This is a genomic window from Gloeobacter kilaueensis JS1 (genome assembly GCF_000484535.1).
Lineage (GTDB): Bacteria > Cyanobacteriota > Cyanobacteriia > Gloeobacterales > Gloeobacteraceae > Gloeobacter > Gloeobacter kilaueensis.
Window position 1 is genome coordinate 3,043,257 of the sequence record NC_022600.1, and the last position, 20,825, is coordinate 3,064,081.

At 62.6% G+C, this 20,825-nt stretch carries 22 protein-coding genes, 1 tRNA gene and 1 riboswitch; of the genes, 11 read left to right on the forward strand and 12 right to left on the reverse strand.

Annotated features, from left to right (window positions below; translation table 11 throughout):
* Positions 1-42 precede the first annotated feature (42 nt).
* Complete coding sequence (gene glk / locus GKIL_RS14080; RefSeq protein WP_023174347.1) at positions 43-1,035, forward strand: glucokinase; 993 nt, start codon at positions 43-45, stop codon at positions 1,033-1,035.
* A 29-nt stretch (positions 1,036-1,064) separates the two neighbouring features.
* On the opposite strand, the gene metK is transcribed toward glk, so the two are convergent.
* From metK to ftsH, 3 genes are all read right to left on the reverse strand, one after another.
* On the reverse strand, positions 1,065-2,321 hold the full coding sequence (gene metK, locus GKIL_RS14085) for a methionine adenosyltransferase (RefSeq protein WP_023174348.1): 1,257 nt from the start codon (positions 2,319-2,321) through the stop codon (positions 1,065-1,067).
* Between the two features lie 67 nt (positions 2,322-2,388).
* Positions 2,389-2,501, reverse strand: a riboswitch (SAM riboswitch).
* A 20-nt stretch (positions 2,502-2,521) separates the two neighbouring features.
* Positions 2,522-2,683: a hypothetical protein gene (locus tag GKIL_RS25320; protein WP_023174350.1), complete on the reverse strand. Its 162-nt coding sequence runs from the start codon at positions 2,681-2,683 to the stop codon at positions 2,522-2,524.
* A 136-nt stretch (positions 2,684-2,819) separates the two neighbouring features.
* Positions 2,820-4,712, reverse strand: coding sequence for an ATP-dependent zinc metalloprotease FtsH (gene ftsH, locus GKIL_RS14090; protein WP_023174351.1), 1,893 nt, complete (start codon positions 4,710-4,712; stop codon positions 2,820-2,822).
* Between the two features lie 201 nt (positions 4,713-4,913).
* Between ftsH and GKIL_RS14095 the strand changes: the two genes are divergently transcribed.
* Together GKIL_RS14095 and cobA are read left to right on the forward strand one after the other, a co-directional pair.
* Positions 4,914-5,681, forward strand: coding sequence for a sirohydrochlorin chelatase (locus GKIL_RS14095; protein WP_041243965.1), 768 nt, complete (start codon positions 4,914-4,916; stop codon positions 5,679-5,681).
* A complete protein-coding gene (gene cobA / locus GKIL_RS14100; RefSeq protein WP_023174354.1) occupies positions 5,656-6,408 on the forward strand; it encodes a uroporphyrinogen-III C-methyltransferase in 753 nt (250 codons plus the stop codon). Before GKIL_RS14095 ends, cobA begins: the two co-directional genes overlap by 26 nt.
* A 29-nt stretch (positions 6,409-6,437) precedes the next feature.
* Here the strand turns inward: cobA and GKIL_RS25325 are convergent, their stop codons facing one another.
* Both GKIL_RS25325 and GKIL_RS25330 read right to left on the reverse strand, forming a co-directional pair.
* Positions 6,438-6,599 (reverse strand): hypothetical protein, encoded by a 162-nt coding sequence (locus GKIL_RS25325; RefSeq protein WP_023174355.1) that lies wholly within the window; start codon positions 6,597-6,599, stop codon positions 6,438-6,440.
* Between the two features lie 67 nt (positions 6,600-6,666).
* Positions 6,667-6,804 (reverse strand): hypothetical protein, encoded by a 138-nt coding sequence (locus GKIL_RS25330; RefSeq protein WP_023174356.1) that lies wholly within the window; start codon positions 6,802-6,804, stop codon positions 6,667-6,669.
* 154 nt (positions 6,805-6,958) lie between these two features.
* On the opposite strand from GKIL_RS25330, the gene GKIL_RS14105 reads away from it, so the two are divergent.
* The 5 genes from GKIL_RS14105 (at position 6,959) to GKIL_RS14125 (ending at position 10,872) form a co-directional block, all read left to right on the forward strand.
* Positions 6,959-8,848: a response regulator gene (locus GKIL_RS14105; RefSeq protein WP_023174358.1), complete on the forward strand. Its 1,890-nt coding sequence runs from the start codon at positions 6,959-6,961 to the stop codon at positions 8,846-8,848.
* Positions 8,845-9,225 (forward strand): PAS domain S-box protein, encoded by a 381-nt coding sequence (locus tag GKIL_RS14110; RefSeq protein ID WP_223173772.1) that lies wholly within the window; start codon positions 8,845-8,847, stop codon positions 9,223-9,225. Before GKIL_RS14105 ends, GKIL_RS14110 begins: the two co-directional genes overlap by 4 nt.
* 9 nt (positions 9,226-9,234) lie before the next feature.
* Positions 9,235-10,341, forward strand: coding sequence for a PAS domain-containing sensor histidine kinase (locus tag GKIL_RS14115; RefSeq protein ID WP_023174360.1), 1,107 nt, complete (start codon positions 9,235-9,237; stop codon positions 10,339-10,341).
* 22 nt (positions 10,342-10,363) lie between these two features.
* The gene (locus tag GKIL_RS14120) at positions 10,364-10,786 is read left to right on the forward strand and encodes a response regulator (RefSeq protein WP_023174362.1); all 423 of its coding nucleotides are present in this window, start codon (positions 10,364-10,366) and stop codon (positions 10,784-10,786) included.
* Between the two features lie 12 nt (positions 10,787-10,798).
* A tRNA-Pro gene (locus GKIL_RS14125) sits at positions 10,799-10,872 on the forward strand.
* Positions 10,873-10,882: 10 nt separating this feature from the next.
* Here GKIL_RS14125 and GKIL_RS14130 read toward each other — a convergent pair.
* Positions 10,883-11,092, reverse strand: coding sequence for a hypothetical protein (locus GKIL_RS14130; RefSeq protein WP_023174363.1), 210 nt, complete (start codon positions 11,090-11,092; stop codon positions 10,883-10,885).
* A gap of 213 nt (positions 11,093-11,305) precedes the next feature.
* Between GKIL_RS14130 and GKIL_RS14135 the strand changes: the two genes are divergently transcribed.
* Positions 11,306-13,675 carry a VIT domain-containing protein gene (locus GKIL_RS14135; protein WP_023174364.1) on the forward strand — a complete coding sequence of 790 codons (2,370 nt, stop codon included), beginning with the start codon at positions 11,306-11,308 and terminating at the stop codon, positions 13,673-13,675.
* Positions 13,676-13,799: 124 nt separating this feature from the next.
* Here GKIL_RS14135 and GKIL_RS14140 read toward each other — a convergent pair whose 3' ends face one another.
* The 4 genes from GKIL_RS14140 to fmt all read right to left on the reverse strand — a co-directional run bounded on the left by GKIL_RS14140 (position 13,800) and on the right by fmt (position 17,800).
* Positions 13,800-15,098 carry a hemolysin family protein gene (locus GKIL_RS14140; RefSeq protein WP_023174365.1) on the reverse strand — a complete coding sequence of 433 codons (1,299 nt, stop codon included), beginning with the start codon at positions 15,096-15,098 and terminating at the stop codon, positions 13,800-13,802.
* Between the two features lie 50 nt (positions 15,099-15,148).
* Positions 15,149-16,012, reverse strand: a complete 864-nt coding sequence (locus GKIL_RS14145) for a universal stress protein (protein ID WP_023174366.1) — start codon at positions 16,010-16,012, stop codon at positions 15,149-15,151.
* Between the two features lie 142 nt (positions 16,013-16,154).
* On the reverse strand, positions 16,155-16,832 hold the full coding sequence (locus tag GKIL_RS14150; protein ID WP_023174367.1) for a zinc metallopeptidase: 678 nt from the start codon (positions 16,830-16,832) through the stop codon (positions 16,155-16,157).
* Positions 16,833-16,849: 17 nt separating this feature from the next.
* Positions 16,850-17,800 (reverse strand): methionyl-tRNA formyltransferase, encoded by a 951-nt coding sequence (fmt, locus tag GKIL_RS14155; RefSeq protein ID WP_023174368.1) that lies wholly within the window; start codon positions 17,798-17,800, stop codon positions 16,850-16,852.
* A gap of 168 nt (positions 17,801-17,968) precedes the next feature.
* Between fmt and rpsB the strand changes: the two genes are divergently transcribed.
* Positions 17,969-18,778, forward strand: a complete 810-nt coding sequence (gene rpsB, locus GKIL_RS14160; protein ID WP_023174369.1) for a 30S ribosomal protein S2 — start codon at positions 17,969-17,971, stop codon at positions 18,776-18,778.
* Between the two features lie 14 nt (positions 18,779-18,792).
* A complete protein-coding gene (gene tsf / locus GKIL_RS14165) occupies positions 18,793-19,455 on the forward strand; it encodes a translation elongation factor Ts (RefSeq protein WP_023174370.1) in 663 nt (220 codons plus the stop codon).
* Positions 19,456-19,539: 84 nt separating this feature from the next.
* Here the strand turns inward: tsf and GKIL_RS14170 are convergent, their stop codons facing one another.
* Both GKIL_RS14170 and GKIL_RS14175 read right to left on the reverse strand, forming a co-directional pair.
* Positions 19,540-20,238, reverse strand: a complete 699-nt coding sequence (locus GKIL_RS14170) for a pirin family protein (protein ID WP_023174371.1) — start codon at positions 20,236-20,238, stop codon at positions 19,540-19,542.
* Positions 20,239-20,314: 76 nt separating this feature from the next.
* Entirely contained in the window at positions 20,315-20,788 is a 474-nt protein-coding gene (locus tag GKIL_RS14175; protein WP_023174372.1) for a MarR family winged helix-turn-helix transcriptional regulator, read from the reverse strand.
* Positions 20,789-20,825: the final 37 nt, after the last annotated feature.

Below are 20,825 nucleotides of genomic sequence, written 5' to 3' on the forward strand. Positions count from 1 at the left end.
AGACCGCCGGTTCGGCAGGCTGTAGCTGGAGAACAAAAATCGATGATCTTAGCGGGTGACATTGGCGGCACGAATGTGCGGCTTGCCCTTTTTGAGGACAGGGGGGATCACCTTGAGACCCTGGCGGAGCAGAGCTTTCTCACCCATGCTTACGCTGGCCTCGAAGAGATCGTCGCTCTATTTTTAGACAGGCAGGGCCACAAAAAAGTGGACCAGGCCAGCTTTGGGGTGGCAGGACCGGTGATCGACGGTCAGGTACACGCGACAAACCTGCCCTGGCTCATCGAGGCGAGCACACTCCAGAGCGCTCTGGACTTGATGGACGTGGGCCTGATCAACGATCTGGAGGCGAACGCCTACGGCATCGCCCTCCTGCGGCCATCGGATCTGGTGGTCGTCAACGCCGGTGTGCCCGGTGCCACCGGCAACGCGGCGATTATCTCAGCGGGCACCGGACTCGGCGAGGCAGGGCTCTACTGGGACGGCCATAGGCACCGGCCCTTCGCCACCGAGGGCGGCCACACCGACTTTGCTCCAGCGGGCGAGCTGCAGGTCGAACTGTTGCAGTACCTCACCGCCGAGTATGGCCGGGTGAGCTGGGAGCGGGTGCTCTCCGGGCCGGGGCTTTACAACCTCTATCGCTTCTTGCGCGACACGGGCCGGGGCAAAGAATCCGCTGCTACCCAGCAGCAACTGCGGCAGGCCGAAGACCTGCCCTCGGTGATTGGCCGCTCGGCGCTGAGCGGCAACGACCCGCTCTCCGAGCAGGCGCTGGATCTGTTCGTCGCCCTCTACGGGGCGGAGGCGGGCAACCTCGCCCTCAAGATCATGGCAAGGGGCGGCCTGTACGTGGGGGGCGGCATCGCCCCCAAGATCGTCGCAAAACTCCGCACCCCCGCCTTCCTGCAGGCGTTCGTCGCCAAAGGCCGCCTGCAACCGCTGCTGGAAGCGATGCCGCTTTCGATCATCCTCAACGACCGGACGGCCCTTCTGGGCGCAGCCCGCTACGCTCTGCTGGCCGGAGAGCAGCCGTAGGGCAGCCGGGTGTTTAGCCCGGCTGCCTATCAGACCGCTGCCGTCTGAATCGCCTGCTGGAGAATCGCCGCCTTGTCGGTCCGCTCCCAGGGCAGATCGAGGTCCGGGCGGCCCAGGTGGCCGTAGGCTGCGACTTCCTGATAAAAGCGACCGCCGCGCCGGGCGGGGAGCTGGCACAGCTCAAAGTCGCGGATGATCGCTGCGGGCCGCAGGTCGAAGTGCTCGCGCACCAGCAGCATCAGCGCTTCGTCGGAGACCCGGCCAGTCCCAAAAGTCTCGACCAGCACGCTCAGGGGCCGGGCGACACCGATGGCGTAGGCGACCTGCACCTCGCACCGGTCGGCCAACTCCGCCGCCACGATGTTCTTGGCGACGTAGCGGGCGGCGTAAGCGGCGGAGCGGTCTACCTTGGTGGGGTCCTTGCCCGAAAAAGCACCGCCGCCGTGGCGGGCGTAGCCGCCGTAGGTATCGACGATGATCTTGCGGCCCGTAAGACCGGCGTCGCCCTGGGGACCGCCGATCACGAACTTGCCGGTGGGATTGACCAGTAGCCGCGTCTGGGCGTCGGGCTGGATGGCGATGTCGCCAAAAGCCGGACCGACGACGTGGGTCCAGAGATCTTCGCGGATGCGCGCCTGCACCGCCTCGTTGTCGGCGATCTCGCCGATCGTGGCGGTGTGCTGGGTCGAGATGAGAATCGTGTGAATGCGCACGGGCCGGTCGATGCCGCCCGTCCGCTCGTATTCGACCGTCACCTGGGCTTTGCCGTCCGGTTTGAGGTAGGACAGAGTGCCATTTTTGCGCACCAGGGCGAGCTGGCGCGTCAACCGGTGGGCGAGGCTGATCGGCAGCGGCATCAACTCCGGCGTCTCCGTGCAGGCAAAGCCAAACATCAACCCCTGATCGCCCGCACCGACCCGATCAAAAAGATCGTCTTCGTTCTGGCGGGCCTCCTGGGCCAGGCTCACGCCCTGGGAGATGTCGGGGGACTGCTCGTCGAGGGCGAGAAACACCGAGCAGGAGTCGGCGCTAAAGCCGTTGTCGGCGTCGGTATAGCCGATTTCGCGGATCTTCTCGCGCACGAGGCGGGTAAAGTTGACCTGCGCCTTGGTGGTGATTTCGCCGGTGACGATAACCATGCCGGTGTTGACCACGACCTCGGCGGCAACGCGCGAACTGGCATCCTGGGTGAGCAGGGCGTCGAGGATCGCATCGGAGATCTGATCGCAGATCTTGTCGGGATGCCCCTCGGTCACGGATTCAGAAGAAAAAAGATAGCGAGACAAACAACTCCCTCCAGTGGATAGGTAGATGCGTCTCTTGGCTTGCAATCTTCGCAGTATCAGGGTGATTGACTTATCTTCCGGTTCTGGTCGGAACCGCAGGAATTGGCACCTCTTCCCTCCCTTGAGGACGGTTGCCGTGGCGTCACCGGGCCTGTTCCCTACGCCTGCTCTGGATAAGTCAAGAGACTTGACTCAAGGTATCATCGCCGTTCGCCGACTGTCAATTGCCCACTTTCGGCCATACTGTTCCGGCTGACATCGGCGGGCAAAATGCGTGTTTCTTCACAGCCAAAGTAGTAAGATTGGGCGGCCAGGGCGAACCCGGCGATACACCAGCGCAGCCACTCTCCCAGCGCGTGCATTCAAACTTCTCCACTCGTCTACGGGCATCATCGATCGCAGCCTGAGCCCGTAGGGACGAGGGTGTGCCAGATCGCCGGGCGGCACAAAAAAGCGGGGGTATCGCTCCCCCGCCCTGGATTTTGGTAGCAGTCAGATTCAGGAACTGAGAGCCGGTACGGTCTGCTCCTTCATCGGAATTTCGACCACTTCGCTCACCAACCGGCGCAACTCGTCGCCGTCGATCGTCTCCTTTTCGAGCAGCAGATCGACGATCCGGTCCATCAGTGAGCGGTAGCGGGTGAGCAACTCGACCGTCTCGGTGTGGCAGCGCTTGACGATGTTGCGCACCTGCTCGTCTACGAGGGCTGAAACATCTTCGGACATATCCGAGCGCTGCATCAGGTCGCGGCCCAAAAAGACCTCGCCGCCGCCGGTGAGGGAGAGCAGGCCCAGATCGGACATGCCAAAGCGCGTCACCATCTGGCGGGCCAGATTGGAGATCTGCATCAAGTCCGAGGAAGCGCCCGTGGTCACCTCGTCGTCGCCAAAGACCACCTCCTCGGCGGCCCGACCGCCGAGAGCGCCCTTGATCCGGGCGAGAAGCTGGTTGCGGGTGATGAGCATCTGCTCCTCGGAGGGCGTGAACCAGGTGAGGCCACCGGCCCGTCCTCGGGGGATGATCGTCACCTTCTGCACGGGATCGTGGTCGGGCAGCAGCGTGCCCACCAGGGCGTGGCCGACTTCGTGGTAGGCGATGAGCCGCTTCTTCTTGCTATCGACGAGGGGTTGCTTTTCGAGGCCGGCGATCACCCGGTCGGTGGCGTCGTCGATGTCGCGCATCGTGATTTCGTTCTGGCGACGGCGGGCGGCGAGGATGGCGGCCTCGTTGAGCAGGTTCGCCAGGTCCGCACCGGCAAAGCCGGGGGTGCGGCGGGCAATGACATCAAGGTCGATGTCGGCTGCTAATTTTTTGTTGCGGGCGTGGACTTTGAGTACCTCCAGCCGACCTGCCATGTCGGGCCGATCGACGGTGATCTGCCGATCAAAGCGGCCAGGACGCAGGATCGCCGCATCGAGCACGTCGGGGCGGTTGGTGGCGGCGATGATGATGATGCCGGTGTTGCCCTCGAAGCCGTCCATCTCGACCAGTAACTGGTTGAGGGTCTGCTCGCGCTCGTCGTTGCCGCCGCCAATACCGGCACCGCGCTGGCGGCCTACGGCGTCGATTTCGTCGATAAATACGATGCAGGGAGCGTTTTCTTTGGCTTTTTTGAACAGGTCGCGCACGCGGCTGGCACCGACGCCCACGAACATCTCGACAAATTCAGAACCAGAGATCGAGAAGAAGGGCACCCCCGCCTCACCGGCGATCGCCTTGGCGAGCAGCGTCTTGCCGGTGCCGGGAGGACCGACGAGAAGCACGCCCTTGGGAATCTTGGCCCCGACCGCCGTGAAGCGCTCGGGACGCTTGAGGAACTGGACCACTTCCTGCAGTTCTTCTTTGGCTTCGTCGATACCGGCTACATCGTCGAATTTGACGCCGGTCTTGGCCTCCATCTGGAAGCGGGCCTTGGACTTACCGAAGTTCATCGCCTGACCGGGGCCGCTGCTGTTACTGGAGCGGCGCAGCAGCAAAAACAGTCCGCCCAACAGCAAGATCGGGAAGAACAGGTTGCCCAGGATGCCCAAAAAAGCGCCGTTGTTGCTCGGCGGCTGGGCAGCAAAGTCTACGTTCTTGCTGCGCAGGGTGGCGTAGAGATCGTTGAGGTCCGAAAGGGGCAGATTCACCCGGAAGCGCTGCGGAGCCGTATCCGGAATGCTCGGATCGGGCAGCGTCGCAATCGCCACCCGGCCACCGTCGAGAATATCGACTTTTTCGACCTTGCCCTGCTCGATGGCGCTGAGAAAATCGGTGTAGGCCATGGCGGCGGTCGCCGTGTTCGCTGTCTCGCCGCGCGGCGAACCGCTCGGCAGGCTCTGCCACAACAGCACCCCGATCAAAATGAGCGGGATCGCCCCCAGCAAAAGGGTCTTCCAGGAAAATTTCATCTGCTGCTTCCCTTAGAGTGGGTAGGATGAGTTTCTTAATCTAACTTAACTCGTTGTTCAGCATTGTTCAAGGCGCAGAAAATGGGCCGAATGAACCATTTTGAGGGGGTTGTGTCCCTTGATAGCTGAAGCGATCCCCGGCTTGCGCTACGCTTGGAAATGGTGGCGCGCAGTGGGTGCGTCGGCATTGGGATCAAGGACATGAATGTTTCAACCTCTGCTTCGGTGACAGTTTTTTTGTGCGGACACGGCAGTTCCGACCAGCGATCCCAGCGCGCCTTCGCTTCGTTAGTCGAGCGCTTTCGACGCTACTCTCATTTTCGCATCGTCTCAGGGACGCTGGAGTACGCCGAGCGGCTGCTCGACGAGCAGATCGCCATCGAGGCGGTGCCGGGAGAGCGCTTTGTGCTGCTGCCGCTGTTTCTCGCACCAGGAATGCACGTCGAGGAAGACCTCGGCGAGGCGCTGGAGCGTGCCCGCCGCAGTCATCCCCAGGTGCGTTTTTTGCGCACGCCGTCGCTGGGCGAGCACGAGTGGATGGAGACGCTTTTAAGCGAGCGCGCCCGCCAGTGGCCGGGCAAGATCGACGAGCACACGGCGGTGGTGATCCTCGCCCACGGTAGCCGGCGCGAGGAGGCGAACCGCCTGGTGCAGGATATGGCCGACGGCGTCTGGGAAAATCTGGGTGGCCCCCTCGTCACCGCCGCCTTCTGGAAAGTCCAGCCCGACCTGCGCTCGACCCTGCGCGAACTCAGCCACTCCTCGATCCGCCGCGTGTTGCTTCTGCCGTACTTCTTATTTGAAGGCAGTCTCACCGACCGGGTTGCCTGGGAAGTCGAGCGGCTCGCAGGCGAATTCACCAAACTCGACCTGCAACTGGATACAGTATTGGGACCAGACAATCGGCTGCTGCCCCTGATGCAGGATCTGGTGGAATCGTCCCTTGCTTCCGTCCTCGCCCCCGTCTAGCGCCAAAGTCTATCTCGTCGGTGCCGGTCCGGGCGATCCGGGCCTGCTCACGGTGCGGGCCAAAGCGCTCATCGAGCACTGCGACGCGGTGGTCTACGACGCGCTGGTGAGCCCGGAAGTGCTGGCACTTTTGCCTGAGCGCGCCGAGCAGCTCTACGCGGGCAAGCGCACCGGTCGCCACTCGCTCTCGCAAGAGCAGATCATCGACGCCCTCATCGATCTCAGCCACCGCCACGCAGCGGTGGTCCGCCTCAAAGGCGGCGACCCGTTCATCTTTGGCCGGGGCGGCGAGGAGATGGCGGCCCTCCAAAAAGCGGGGATCGCCGTCGAAGTCGTCCCCGGCATCACCGCCGGGATCGCCGCTCCCGCCTTCGCTGGTATTCCGCTTACCCACCGCGACTACAGCGCTTCGGTGGCCTTTGTCACAGGCCACGAAGCGATCGAGACCTACCGGCCTGAGATCCGCTGGGGGGAACTGGCCGGGGCCGCCGAGACGCTGGTTATCTATATGGGTGTGCTTCAGATCGAAGCGATTGCCCAGAAAGTCCTCGCCTCGGGGCGCTCTCCATCTACCCCGGTCGCCCTCATCCGCTGGGGCACCACTCCCCGCCAGCAGGTGCTCACCGCCACCCTGGCCACCGTCGTCGAGCGGGTGCGGGGCACCCACTTCGAGCCGCCCGCCGTGATCGTGATTGGCGAAGTCGCCCGCTGGGCAAAACCAGATTAGACACAGCCGACCATTTGTAGTCCCCTGCCCTAGCGTCCGCCCAGATTGCGGCGCAGCTCCCGCCTGAGCCAGGGGGAGCTGCCTGGCATCAAGTAGCGCGGTCCTTTGCGCACAAGCAGGGCAAGATAGACCGACCAGGCAAATAAAAAGCTCCAGAGGTACGTCTGTTGATCCGTCAAAGACAAATTCATGGCGACTATGCACTCCACCTGCAGACCAAAAAATTGAACAAGCGCAAAAGACTCCAACCCCCCGCCGCTAACTGACAACGGCAAACCAGCGGCAGAACAATTTGCCGTTCTCCTCGAACCAGCGCGCCCGCAGCGTCGATTTGGGTGTGGGAACTTGTAAGACGCTATTGCTGGTTGTGAGCCGCTCGATCGTAGTGGTCTTCATGGTGCCTCTCCTTGCTGAGTTGGGGGTAAACTGGCTGGGGAATCGGCCATGCAACGATTGCGGCCTGTGCCTTCCCCTACACCTTCGAGCCTACGGAGCAATCGGGAGAAACTGGGGAAGGAAAAAGTTGCTGTCGTTTTTCGTTTAAATCGTCATGCGCATCCTACTTATCGAGGACGACGACGTACTGGCGAAGGTGCTCTCCCAGGCTCTCGCTGCCCAGCACTGGGTCGTCGATCTGGCGACGGACGGCCATTCTGGCGGCGATTACGCCCTGGGTGCTCCCTACGACTTGATCTTGATGGATGTGGGGCTGCCTGGGCTCGACGGGATTCGCCTCTGCCGCAAGCTGCGCGAGGCAGGCTGCGGAACGCCGATTTTACTGATGACAGCGCGGGATGCCCCGAGCGAGCGCATCCGGGGGCTGGACGCCGGGGCGGACGATTATGTGAGCAAGCCCCTCGACATCGAGGAGCTGCGCGCCCGGATCCGAGCCCTGTTGCGGCGCAGCGAGGCACAGCGCTCGCCCATCCTGCAGGTAGAAAAACTGCGGCTGGACCCGCGCAGCTGTGAAGTCCATTACGGCGAGAAGGGGCTCTGTCTTACCCCCAAGGAATACAGCCTGCTGGAACTGTTGATGCGCCACCCGGAGCGCGTCTTCAGCCGGGGGGAGATCGTCGAGCACCTGTGGAGCTTCGACGACCCACCTCTAGAAGAAAGCGTCAAAGCCCACGTCAAGGGACTGCGCCAAAAATTAAAGGCAGCGGGGGCGGTGGACTGGATCGAGAACATCTACGCTCTGGGCTACCGGTTGCATCCCCACATCCAGGCGGCAGCCGCCACCGCCGCCACAGCCCAGGAGCGCTATCGCCAGGAGATGGCCGGGCTGTGGGAACGTTATCGGGATTTGATGGCTGAGCGCCAGGCGGTGCTCCAGGAAGCAGCCACTGTCCTTGTCGAGCAGGGGCAGATTCCCGAGGCTCTCCGCCAACAGGCCGCTCAGGCCGCCCACAAACTGGCGGGCACCCTCGGAATGTTCGAGCGGGACGCGGGGAGCGACCTGGCGCGGCAGGTCGAGCAGATGCTCGAAGCCAAAAAATTGGAACCCCAACTCGCTCAGCTCGTCGAGCAGTTAGGAACTTGTATTACAGGCGATGCAGCGGCGCTTGCCCTGCCCCGTCCGGCTGCCCGGCCCAGGGGAGCTGCCGAAATTGGCGTGCTCGTCGTAGACGACGACCCGATTTTTCTGGCCGCCCTGCCGCCGATGCTCGCCCCCTGGGGCATTTGCACGAGTACCCTTGCCGATGCGCGTCAGTTTTGGGAAGTGCTGGGCACCGTTGCGCCAGATCTGGTGATTCTCGATGTCGAGATGCCGCATCAAGATGGCATCAGCCTCTGCCGGGCGATCCGAGAAAACCCCGACTGGCAGAGCCTGCCGGTGCTGTTTTTGACCGCTCACCGCGACTGGCAGACGATTCAGCGCCTGTTCGCGGTTGGGGCGGACGATTATGTGAGTAAACCTGTGGTCGGGGCAGAACTGCTGAGCCGAATCACAAGCCGCCTGGAACGGTTGCGGCTGCTCGCCGCCTTGAGCGCAAAAGATCCGCTCAGCGGGCTTGCCAACCAGCTCCACTCCAGCCGCATCCTCGAAGCGCAGATCCACAAGGCCAGGGCAGGGCAGCCTTTCTGCCTGGCAATCCTTGCTATCGCTGGCCTGCGCCGGGTGCATCTGGCCCATGGCCACGCCGCCGGTCGTCAGATCCTCCAGCGCTGGGGCAGGCTGCTGCCTTCTACCCTGAGCGGCGATGACATTTTGGGCTACTGGGGCGAAGGGGAGTTTGTCGTCGGTCTGGCGATGCAGCGAGCCCAGGCCGAAGCACACCTGGCCCTTGCCATCAAAGCGCTGCAGTTGCAGGTGTACACCGGCGCGGATGGCGGCACTTTCCAGGTACACTTTAGCTGCAGTATTGCCGAGTACCCCGGCGACGGCCTGAGCGTACAATCTCTATATCGCTCCGCCGCTACCAGTGTGCAGCGATCGTGAGCCATCCTCCTGCGATGACGATCCTCGAGCAGATCAAACAGCGAACCGACGTGCCGGTGGTGGTTACCGACCAGCAGGGCTTTGTGACCTACGTCAACGAACGCTTCTGCGCCGTTTTTGGCTGGAGCGCAGCGGAGATTAGAGGCCAGCTCATCACCGCAATCATCCCCGACAGCTTCCATGCCTCCCACCACCTGGGCTTTTCACGCTTTCTCACGACCCAAAAATCGACCATTCTCAACCACCCGATGCGCCTCAAAGGCGTTACCCGAGACGGCAGGCAGATCGAAGCGGAGCACCTGATTGCCGCCGAAGAGCACCAGGGCGAGTGGGTCTTTATGGCGACGCTGCGGCCCCTGCTGCCCCTCGATGGATAGGAGCAGGCGGTGGGTACGGATCTGATGGGCCTGATCGACCAGTTGCGCTCGACCCTGGGCAAGATGGAGGTCGCCCTCGGAGCGATTGCCGACGCTATCGTCTGGACCGACAAAGACTGCCACATCCAGTGGTGCAACGCCGCCTTCGACCGGCTGGTCAACTGCGAGCACATCCTGGTCTTAGGCGAAAAGCTCAATCACCTGCTGCCGCTATGGCAGGCTGGTCAGGCGGTTGCCTGTTCGGCCTATCCGGATGCGCGCATCCTCGCAGGCCGCTACGAAGGGGGCGAGTACGAACTGCAGCGCGGCGGCTGCGCCCTGGCCCTGGAGATTTCCGGCAGTTGTGTCGAGATGGCGAACGGTGAGCGCTCCGCTGTCCTGGTGATTCGGGACATGACGCCGGCAAGGCGGTTGGAGGCAGAGCGGCGGCGGCTTGAAAACGAACTGATCTCGCTGGTGAGTCACGAATTGCGCACGCCGCTCACCTCGCTTCTCGGGGCGCTGGACCTGCTCGGGACCGGGCAATTGGGAAGCCTCACTCCCCGAGGCCGACAGGTGCTCGCCATCGCCGTCACCAACACCGAACGCCTCGCCCGCCTGGTCAACGACATCCTCGATCTTGAGCGGCTGCAGGCCAACCAGTTCACGATCCAGAAGGTGCGCTGCAGCGCCGCCCGCCTGCTCGTCCAGGCCGCCGAAGCACTGCAGGCGCAAGCTGAGCAAAACGAAATTGCCCTGGTGGTCGAGTCTTGCGAGGCGGAGGTGCTCGCCGACCCGGATCGGATCTTGCAGGCGCTGATCAACCTGCTCAACAACGCGATCAAATTTTCACCGCCCAAAGGCACGATCCGGCTTGCGGCCCACGTCCAGTCGGACCATCTGCAGATCCAGGTCCAGGATCAAGGCCGGGGCATCCCGGCTGAGAAGCTCCGGCTCATCTTCGAGCGCTTTCAGCAGGTCGATGCCTCCGACTCGCGCCAAAAAGGCGGCAGTGGCCTGGGGCTTGCCATCTGCCGCGATATCGTCGAGCGCCACGGTGGCCGGATCTGGGTCGAGAGTGTCCCCGGCGCGGGCAGCACCTTCTACCTCACCCTGCCGCTTTTGCACTACGGCTGAGCTTACAGACGAGGAGGAATCGATGAGCAGGTGCGTGTTGATCGTCGATGACGAGGAGGACATCCGGGCCGTCGCCCAGCTTGGCCTGGATCTGGCTGCCGGCTGGCAGGTTCTCACCGCCGCCTCCGGCAGCGAGGCGATAGCGGTTGCTAGCCGGCAGCAACCGGATGTGATCTTGCTCGATGTGATGATGCCCGACCTCGATGGGCAGGCGACCCTCGCACGGCTGAAGGCCGACCCGGCCACCCGGACGATTCCGGTGATCTTGATGACCGCCAAAGTCCAATCGACCGATCAGCAAAATTTTGCCGCCCTCGAAGTTGCCGCCGTCTTTACCAAGCCTTTTCGCCCGATGCAACTGGCCGCTCAGATTTGCTCCGCCCTGGGCTGGTCGTCCCCAGAAGAGATGTCCCCTTCCCCCGAGAGACCCCCGCCAGCCTGTTAAGCTGTGAAAGCGCGGGATGTGGCTCAGCTTGGTAGAGCGCGGAGTTTGGGACTCTGAGGTCGCAGGTTCGAATCCTGTCATCCCGACTGATCAAGATCAATACTCTACCAGCGCTTCGCTGCCAAACAGCGCCGATAACTGCTCCCTGTCGATAAAACCGAGGCTCCAGGCGATGATGTGCAGTTGATTGGCATCGTGCCGGTGAACGGCCAGGGTCGTGACCGTCTGGTACTGCTGGTCGCTTAAGAGATTTTGCAATTTTAAGGCGACTGGATCCGGTGGCAACGGGGCTTTAAGGGGAGACATTCTACCTTCCTGCGGAGCGCGTCCTGCGTATGCTGTGAACCAGAGTAGACCGCTTTGGGCCCGCCGTCAGCCGAACAAAAGTTATAGATTTTGTCGCGTCTCCTCGACCGAAGGACAGGCAAAAGGTAGAGATAGACCGGCCCAGTGTGAAGCTGGCTTAACTCGCCAGGGAGCGCGCCTACAGAGGCGGGACTTACACCCCCGGCAACTCCGATGCTTCCCAGACCCCGCCTGCTTCTCGGATTTTCTTTGACGGCGTTTTTTGTGCTGCTGGCGGGTCTCAGCCCGCTTTTTGCCCATAAACCAGCCGCCGGTGCCGCCTGCAATGGCCCGCAGCCCCTCACCCCCGGCAGCGGCTGCCTGTTTACCCTTGGCCTCAAAGGTGACAGGGCGTTCGTGCTTCGCCACACCGATGTCAAGGCCCAGATAAGCGGCAACATTGCCCGCGTCGAAGTGCGACAGACCTTTGAAAATCCCTTCAGCGATCCCCTCGAAGCGATCTACGTCTTTCCGCTGCCGGATGAATCGGCGGTCGATGAGATGGAAATTCGCATCGGTGAACGGGTGATCAAAGGCGACATCAAAAAGCGCGAGGAGGCCCAGAAGATCTATCAGCAGGCAAAGAACCAGGGCCGCACCGCCGGACTGTTGGAGCAGCAGCGCGACAACATCTTTACCCAGTCCCTCGCCAACATTCGCCCCGGCGAGCAAATCGAGGTCCGGATCCGCTACAGCGAGAGCGTCAAATTTGAGAAGGGCGACTACGAATTCGTCTTCCCGATGGTGGTCGGCCCGCGCTACATCCCCGGCAAAGCGATCGACGGCAGCGGTGACACCGATCGCGTACCGGACGCCTCGACGATCCGGCCTCCGTACCTGAGATCCGAGGAGCGTTCCGGCCATGACATTGCGGTGGCCGTCACCATCGACGCCGGGGTGCCGGTGGAGACGGTGCAATCCACCTCCCATACCATCCGCGTGCAGCGCCAGGGCCGCCTGCTCGCGGTAAAACTGGCGGCGGCGGACACGATCCCCAACAAGGACTTGATCTTGCGCTACCGGGTGAGCGGGGAACGGACCCGACCGACCGTCCTTACCCAATCTGGCGATAGGGGCGGGCACTTTGCCGCCTACTTGATCCCAGCCATCCGCTATCAGCCAAACGAGATCGTGCCCAAAGATGTCGTCTTTTTGATGGACACCAGCGGTTCCCAGAGCGGCGATCCGATCGTCAAGTCACAGGAGTTGATGCGCCGCTTTATCGCCGGTCTGCACCCGCAGGACACTTTTTCGATCGTCAACTTCTCCGACACGACTGACGAGCTGGCTGCCGCTCCCCTCGCCAACACCGCCGCCAACCGCAAGCTGGCCCTCGCCTACATCGCCCGCCTGAACGCCAACGGCGGCACCGAACTGTTAAACGGCATCCGCAAGGTGCTCTCCTTTGCGGCGGCAAAGGACGGCGGGCTGCGCAGCATCGTGCTGCTCACCGACGGCTACATCGGCGACGACAAGCGGGTGATTGCCGAGGTGCAGCGCCATCTTGCCCCCGGCAACCGGCTCTACACCTTCGGTGTCGGCAGCTCCGTCAACCGCTACTTGATCGACAGGCTGGCGGAGGTGGGCCGGGGCACTGCCCGCGTCGTGCGCCAGGACGAACCGACGGCTGCCGTCGCCCAGCACTTCTTTGAGCAGATCAACAGCCCCGTCCTCACCGACGTCCAGGTGAGTTGGCAGGGCGAGGGCGCACCGCCTGAAATCTATCCCCACGCCCTGCCGGATCTGTTTGCCAACCAGCCGCTGGTGCTCTTTGGCCGCAAAGCCGACAGCCGTCCCGGTACCCTGCGGATCACCGGCACCGCTGCCGGAGGGGTTCCCTTCAGCCAGAGCGTCGCTGTCCCCTTCCACTCCGAGCCAAACAACCCGGCCATCGCCCAACTCTGGGGCCGGGCCCGGCTCAAAGACCTCACCAATCAGATGGTCGCCGGTGACACCAAAAGCGGCGTCGAAGCTGTCACCCGCACCGCCCTCGCCTACCACCTGCTCTCGGAGTACACCGCCTTCGTCGCCGTCAGCGAAGAGGTGCGCGTCGATCCTACCGGCGAGCGCCGCACCGTCCAGGTACCGGTTCCCACCCCCGAGGGCGTCGATTACGAGCGCTCCGGCGCAGCCGACGCAGCGGGCGGATACGCCAGGGCGCGCTTCACGCCGATAGGCTCCTTTGCCGCTCCCCCTCCCCTTGCCCGTCCCCGCACCGAGGCGGTTACCAAAGAGGCTGCTCCCCAGCCGCAGCAACCGGCAGCGGCGATCCAGGTGACGGGGGCGATCGGTCTGGACGAAGCGGCGCGTCGGGATCTCGAGGATCACTTGAAGAGCTTGAAACTGCCGGCAGGTCTGGGTAGCAAGCTTGTCTTCGAGCTGGTCGTCCAGAAGGGCCGCATCAAGCGCCTTTTACTCATCGAGCAGAACCCGGTTCTGATAGACCCCTCAGTCCTCGACAGCATCCGTGAGCAACTGACCACCTGGCTTGTCCCCAGCTCCCCTTCCCTCACTGCCCGCGTCACCCTGCAGCTCCACAGCTGAGTTCTCCTGCCGAGTCACAGCGCACCGCCCCTTCCGGGGCGGTTTTTTATTTTCTCGAAGGGGCTGCGGCCTCCCCGGCTCAGCATGGCTGCTGTACTTTCTGGCGGGATCCCATTGCCAGGGGTCAGGCATCTTCATCCTCGACCTCGGGCAGGGTGCGCACGGCGATCCGCTGGCCATCCGGCAACAGTTCCAGCTCGAAACCCTCGACCTCGACGCGCTCGCCTTCCTTGGGGGCGCGCTCGATTGCCATCTCCATCAGCCCGCGCAGGGTCAGGGCAGTGTCGCGCGGCAGCTCGACGTCGAGGACGTTGTTGACCGTGGCGATGCTGCTGAGGGCCAGAAAGATGCCGGAACCGTCCGCGAGTTTTTCGTACTCCAACTCCTCCTCGGCGTCGTACTCGTCGCGGATTTCGCCGACGATCTCTTCGAGGAGATCTTCGAGGGTGACGACCCCCGCCGTACCGCCGTACTCATCGACGACGACCACCAGATGGGTGCGCTGCTGCTGCATCTCTCGAAGCAGACTGCCCGCCGGCTTGGTATCCGGCACAAACTGCACTGGCCGGGCGATCTCGCGCACCTGCAGGCTCGCTTCCTGTTGTGGGTTGAGCGCGAGCAGATCCTTGGCGTGCAAAACCCCGATAATCGAATCGATCGTCTCGTTAAAGACCGGCAGTCGGGTGTGGCCCGAGTGGGCAACGGCGGCGCGCGCCTCCTGCACGGACGCCTCCGCTGCAATACTCACAAGCTGGACGCGGGGCACCATCAGCGTGCGCACCGGGCGGGCGTTGAGCTGCACTGCCCCGTAGATCATCCGCCGCTCCTGCTCGCCTACGGTGCCCGACTCCTCCGCCAGGTCGATCGTGCTTTTGATCTCCGCCAGGGTGATCCCCGCTTCGGATGGGAGTTTGCGGAAGCCCAAAAGGCGAACGATGAGGTCGGTAAGCCAGCTTAAAAACTGGATGAGCGGCGCGCTCAGGCGAGCGAGCAGGTCGATCGGATAGGCGACGGCGAGGGCGACTGGCTCCGCCGCCACCAGGGCAGCGCGCTTTGGCACCAGTTCCCCCAGGACCAGGCTGATGAGCGAGACGGCAATGGTGACGACAAAAAAAGCCAGATTTTCACCCCAGGGACCGACGCGGGCCACCAGAGTGCGGGCGAGGGGAGCCGACAGCTGCACCGCCGCCGCCGCCGAGGTAAAAAAACCGGCGAAGGTGACCCCGACTTGAATGGTCGCCAGAAAGCGGGTGCTGTCGTTGCTGAGTTTTTCGACCAGCCGGGCGCGCCGGTCACCGCTATCGACGAGAATCTGCAGCCGAGCCCGGTTAATCGAGACCAGGGCAATCTCCGCTGCAGCGAAGAAGGCGTTGAGCACAATCAGCAAAAAGATGAGGCCAAGCTCGAAGGCCAGCGAGTCCATCGAACACTGAGAAACGGGCTTGTCTTGATGATATCGCCCGCCGCCTGCTCCTATTCGGCGGTCTTTTGCAACAGTACTGGACAACTGGCGTTGGTGCGCACGTAGTCCGAGACGGAGTTGCCCAACAGCCGATCGAGATCCGGCAGGTTGCGGGCGATGGTCGGTCGCCGGTCCTGGCAGCCCAGCACGAGCAGGTCAGCGCCGTTCTCCTCCGCCAGACGGCAGATCTCAGGACCGGGGCTGCCGACGCCGTAGAGGGTGCGGTAGTTGACGCCCTGCTGCCGGGCCACCTCGGCGGCGGTGGCGAGCAGCAGACTTTCTTCTTCGGGCTTATCGACTTTGAGCGTCTCGCCCGGATCGAGCTGGCGGGTGCGCACCCGGATGAGCAGGAGCTGGCCCCCCTCGATCTGGCGGGCCAGATCGACGGCGGTCTTGAGGGCAAACTTGGAGGCCATCGTGTCGCTGACGGCCACGGCGATCCGGCGCAGGCGGTTGACGTAAAAGCCGTCGCGCAACAGCAGCATCGGGCAGGAGGCACGCTGGAAGACGTACTGGCTGACCGAATTTTTGAGGATGGCGACGATCGCATTCAAACCCCGCGACCCCATGAGCAGCAACGAGGCATTGGTCTCCTCGGCGACCAGGCAGACGACGTCTTTGGGATCGCCGGTGCGCAGCACCGTGCGCAGCTCATACTCGGGCGGCAGAGCCAGTTGGGCAATCGTCTTCTCAAGAATCTCCCGCCCGCGCAGCAGGCTCTCGTCGTACTTTTGAGCCGAGGGGGTGGCTTTGACGACGTGCAGGGCGGTGATGCGTGCTCCCCGGCTACCAGAAAGATCGAGCAGCGCCTTGAGCATCTGCACCGGGGCAGATGAATCCTCGACAGCCAGAAGAATATTTTTGAGTAATAACATAGGACGCCTCGAACTGCTTGATCATGCAGTGTATAGGGGCAGGGGCGTCTGCCTTTCAGCCCAGCAACAAATTATTGCAAGCGCAACAAAAAACCGCCGGTGAGACCACCAGCGGCAGAGGCACTCTCCGGCGATCGCTGAATTAGCGCTGATCGCGCAGCATCAATAGCTGTACCAGCTGCAACAGCGCGTAGAGCGTCGTCGCAATGTAGGTCCAGGCAGCGGCAGTGAGAACTTCGCGCGCTCCCTGGCGCTCGTCGCCCTGCAGGATGCCCAGGTGATCGACGATGGCGAGGGCGCGCTTCGAGGCGTCGAACTCGACCGGCAGCGTCACGAGATGAAACAGCAGGGCAGCGGCGAACAGGACGATACCCAGGTTGACAAGCCAACCGCCCAGATTGAAGACCAGACCGCCCAGCACTAGCCAGGGACCGAGACTTGCCCCAATATTGGCCACCGGCACCAGACTGGCGCGCACAAACATCGGCGCGTAACCGCCTGCATCCTGCAGGGCGTGGCCGACTTCGTGCGCCGCCACCGCCGCCGCCGCAATCGAGCCGGAGTAGTAGTTCGACTCGCTGAGGCGGACCACCTTGGCCTGGGGGTCGTAGTGATCGCTCAGCTCGCCTGGGACCGCCTCGACTGCGACGTGGCCCAGCCCCTTGCGATCGAGGATGGCTCGGGCAACCTGGGCACCGTTCATCCCCAGCTGCGAGCGAAATTGCGACCACTTGCGGTAGGTACCCTGCACCCGCGACTGGGCCCAGAGCATCAGCACGATTCCCGGAATCAAAAGCCACCAACCGGGAGCAAGAAACATCGCCAGGCTCCTTTTTGCTAATCAGGGGGTGAATCTGGAAGCCCCAGGCAATCGCCAGCCTGCGTCCGGCTGCCGTTGGCGTAGTCCCAGGCGGATTGTGCTTTTTTACCTGCCGGCTGCACCTTCGTAATCAAAAGCGCACCGTCGCCGGTCTGCACCTCCAGCCCCTGTCCTTTTATTATATTAATTATTGTTCCAGGCAACAATTCTTTTGAGCCGTTATGTGTCAATCTGCTTTCGAGAATGCGTAGACGTTCTTTCCAATGGAATGTATGGGCGTAGGGGTAGAAGGCGCGGATCTGGTTGCGGATCTGGGGGGCGGCCTGCTGCCAGTCGATCCGGTAGAGCTGCTTGTCGATAAGGGGCGCGTAGGAACTCTGGCTGTCGTCCTGGACCTCGGGGATGAGCCGGTCAAATTCTCTAAGAGTCTGGATGAGCAGATCCGCCCCTATCTGAGCGAGCCGGGCCAGGAGTGCTTCGGCGGTTTCCTCCGGCTCGATCGCCACTACGGCCTTTTTGAGCATCGGCCCGGTGTCGAGTCCAGCTTCCATGCGCATGATCGTCACGCCGCTCTCACTTTCGCCCCGGTAGATCGCCCACTGCACCGGGGCGGCACCGCGATATTTGGGCAACAGCGAACCGTGGACGTTGATCGGGGCGCGGCCTGGCAGATCGAGGACGCGCTGGGGCAAAATCTGGCCGTAGGCGGCGACGACAAAAAAGTCGGCCTGCTGCGACTCTAAGGCAGCGAGCACCTCCTCGGACTTGCGCAGGCGCTCGGGCTGAAAGACAGTAAGTCCGCGTTTTTGGGCCAGTTGCTTGACAGGCGGCGCGCTCAGGCGATTGCCCCGGCCCTGGGGGCGATCCGGCTGGGTGACGACGGCAGCCACCTCGATATCTGGCTGGGCGAGCAGGCGCTCAAGACTTGGAACAGCAAATTCGGCGGTGCCAAAAAAGACGACGCGCACAGGCTTCCTCTAAAGCAGGTACTCCAGTATCGCCCCGGTGTGCTGCTGGCCGAGGCGGGGGCTTTTTTGCTAGAATGGCGAAGTTGACTAACTCTGCACATCCTGAAATTCGGGTGCGCTTTTTGGCGTCTTTTCGGGATGGAAGCTGAACCCGATAGGAGAAAACCTATGAGCGTAGTAACGCTACCGCAAATGCTGGAAGCCGGAGTCCACTTCGGCCACCAGACCCGCCGCTGGAATCCCAAGATGCGGCGCTACATCTTCACCGACCGCAACGGCATCCACATCATCGACCTCACCCAGACTGCCCACCTGCTCGACGAGGCTTACAGCTACCTGCGCGAGGCCGCCGATCAGGGCAAAAAGATTCTTTTTGTCGGCACCAAGCGCCAGGCCGCTCCGGTGATCGCCCAGGAAGCAAAGCGCTGCGGCATGTTCTGGGTCAACCAGCGCTGGCTGGGCGGAATGCTCACCAACTGGGAGACGATCCGCACTTCGGTCGATCAACTCAAAGAACTCGAGGCGATGGAGGCGAACGGCCAGTTCGACCTGCTGCCTAAAAAAGAAGCCTCGGTGCAGCGCAAGAAGCTTGAGCGCCTCACCAAGTACCTGGGTGGCCTCAAAAATATGCGCCGCAAACCCGACATCCTGCTGGTCGTCGATCAGCGCCGCGAGCAAAACGCCGTGATGGAGGCGCGCCGCCTGAATATCCCGATCGTCTCGCTCCTCGACACCAACTGCGATCCGGACCTGACCGATGTCGGCATTCCGGCCAACGACGATGCAATTCGCTCGATCCGGCTTATCGTCGGCAAGCTCGCCGATGCGATCTACGAGGGCCGCCACGGCCAGCTTGAAGACTACACCGAAGAAGAACCCGTCCCCGCCGCGACTCCGGCTGTCCCCGCCGCCGAGGCAGCCGGGCCAGTAGACAAGGGCGAGGTGCTCTACTCTACCCTGCTTGACGAAGACGAATAAGCGAGGCAACCATCATGGCAGAAGTTACAGCCCAGCAGGTCAAGGAACTGCGCGACAAGACCGGGGTCGGCATCAACGACTGCAAAAAAGCGCTCGTCGAGAGCGACGGCGACACCGACAAGGCGATCGAGTTCCTGCGCAAAAAGGGGATCATGAAGGCCGGCAAGGTCAAAGACAAGGTGGCCACCGAGGGGCTGGTCGGCTCCTACATCCACACCGGTGGCCGCATCGGCGTGCTGGTGGAGGTCAACTGTCAGACCGACTTTGTTGCCAAGGGCGAAGAGTTCCAGCAACTGGTCAAAGACATCGCCATGCAGATTGCCGCCAGCCCCAACGTCGAGTACGTCGCCGCTTCTGACGTCAGCGACGAGGTCAAAGCGCAGGAGTTGGCCCTGGAGCTGCAGCGAGAAGACCTGGCGAGCAAGCCTGAGAAGATCCGCTCTCAGATAGCGCAGGGCCGGGTAGACAAGCTCATCAAGGAGCGGGCGCTGTTGGAGCAGCCGTTTATCAAGGACCAGAGCATCAGCGTGGGGGAGTTGGTGGACCAGAAGATAGCGAAGATAGGCGAGAACATCAAAGTGCGCCGCTTTGCCCGCTTCGTCCTGGGCGAGGGTCTTGAAAAAGATCAAAAGAGCTTTGCCGAAGAGGTGGCTGCCCAGACCGGCGGGCTGGGTTAGCGCTATCTAAAAAAGCGAGGGGCAGGTACAATCCTGCCCCTCGCTTTTTTTATCCAGGGGATCTTGCCCGAGGACTGGGCCTGCTCAAGGGAGATCAAAAAGCAGCACCTCCGCCGGCTCCTTCGCCGTCAGAGTCAGGGCTCCTTCGTCGCTCAGCGCCGCACCGTCGCCAGATTTGAGCACCTGTCCGCCCAGATCCACCACTCCCCGCGCCACCTGCAACCAGCCGTGACGGCCTGCTCCAAGGGGCAGCCGGGCACTCTCACCGGCGGCGAACAATCCGGCGTAGAGCACCATGTCTTGATGTACCTTGAGGGTGCCCTCCCGGCCATCGCCCGCCACCACCGGCAGAAACCGCCCCTGCCGACTGGCCGCATCGAAGTGTTGCTGCTCGTAACTCGGGGCGATCCCGCGCACAGACGGCAAAATCCAGATCTGCAGAAGATGCACCGGTTCGCTGCGGCTCGGGTTGAACTCGCTGTGGGTCACTCCTGTCCCGGCGCTCATGCGCTGCACGTCGCCCGGACGGATGATCGAGCCGTTGCCCATGCTGTCCTTGTGCTCGAGCGCCCCTTCGAGAATGTAGGTGATGATCTCCATGTCGCGGTGGGGGTGGGTGCCAAAGCCGGCCCCCGGCATCACCCGATCTTCGTTGATCACCCGCAGCGCTCGAAAACCCATCTGCTTCGGATCGTAGTAGTCGGCAAAGGAGAACGTGTGCTGCGTGTCCAGCCAGCCGTGGTTGGCGTGGCCGCGCTCGTCTGCCGCCCGCAAAGTAATCATCCTTCCTCCCAGAAGACCGGCAACCGCTGCCGGCGCAAATGCTTTCTAAGACCATATTACATTAAATAGTTCAATATTAAAATATCTGGTTATTGCCGTTGTCCTTCTGGGCCAGGCCGAGCTTGCGGCACAGTTGTCCCAGGGTATGCCGCTCCGCTTCGCTCAGGACGGCGAGGGCAGAGACGATCTGCTCGACATGGGGGGCAAACACCCGCTCGATCAGCTTGCGGCCCGCTTCGGTAAGATGCACGCTGATCGTTCGCCGGTCGGTGTTCGAGCGCACCCGCTCGATGAGACCGCGCTTTTGGAGGTTGTCGATGACGAGCGTCATGTTGCCGCCGCTTTTGAGGAGCTTCTGGGCAAGCTGGCTCTGGCTGAGGGGGCCGAGGTGCAGGAGCGCTTCGAGGACACCGAACTGGCTTACTGTCAGGTTGACTGCCTTGAGATGGCTGTGAACGCGATTGGCCACCGCGTCGGAGGCGCGCATCAACTTGATGTAGACGTCGAGGGCGAGGACCTGCTCGGTGCTGCCCCGGTATCTTGTGCCCATATTCCTTCGAGATTGAACAATTCAATATTAAGCCTCC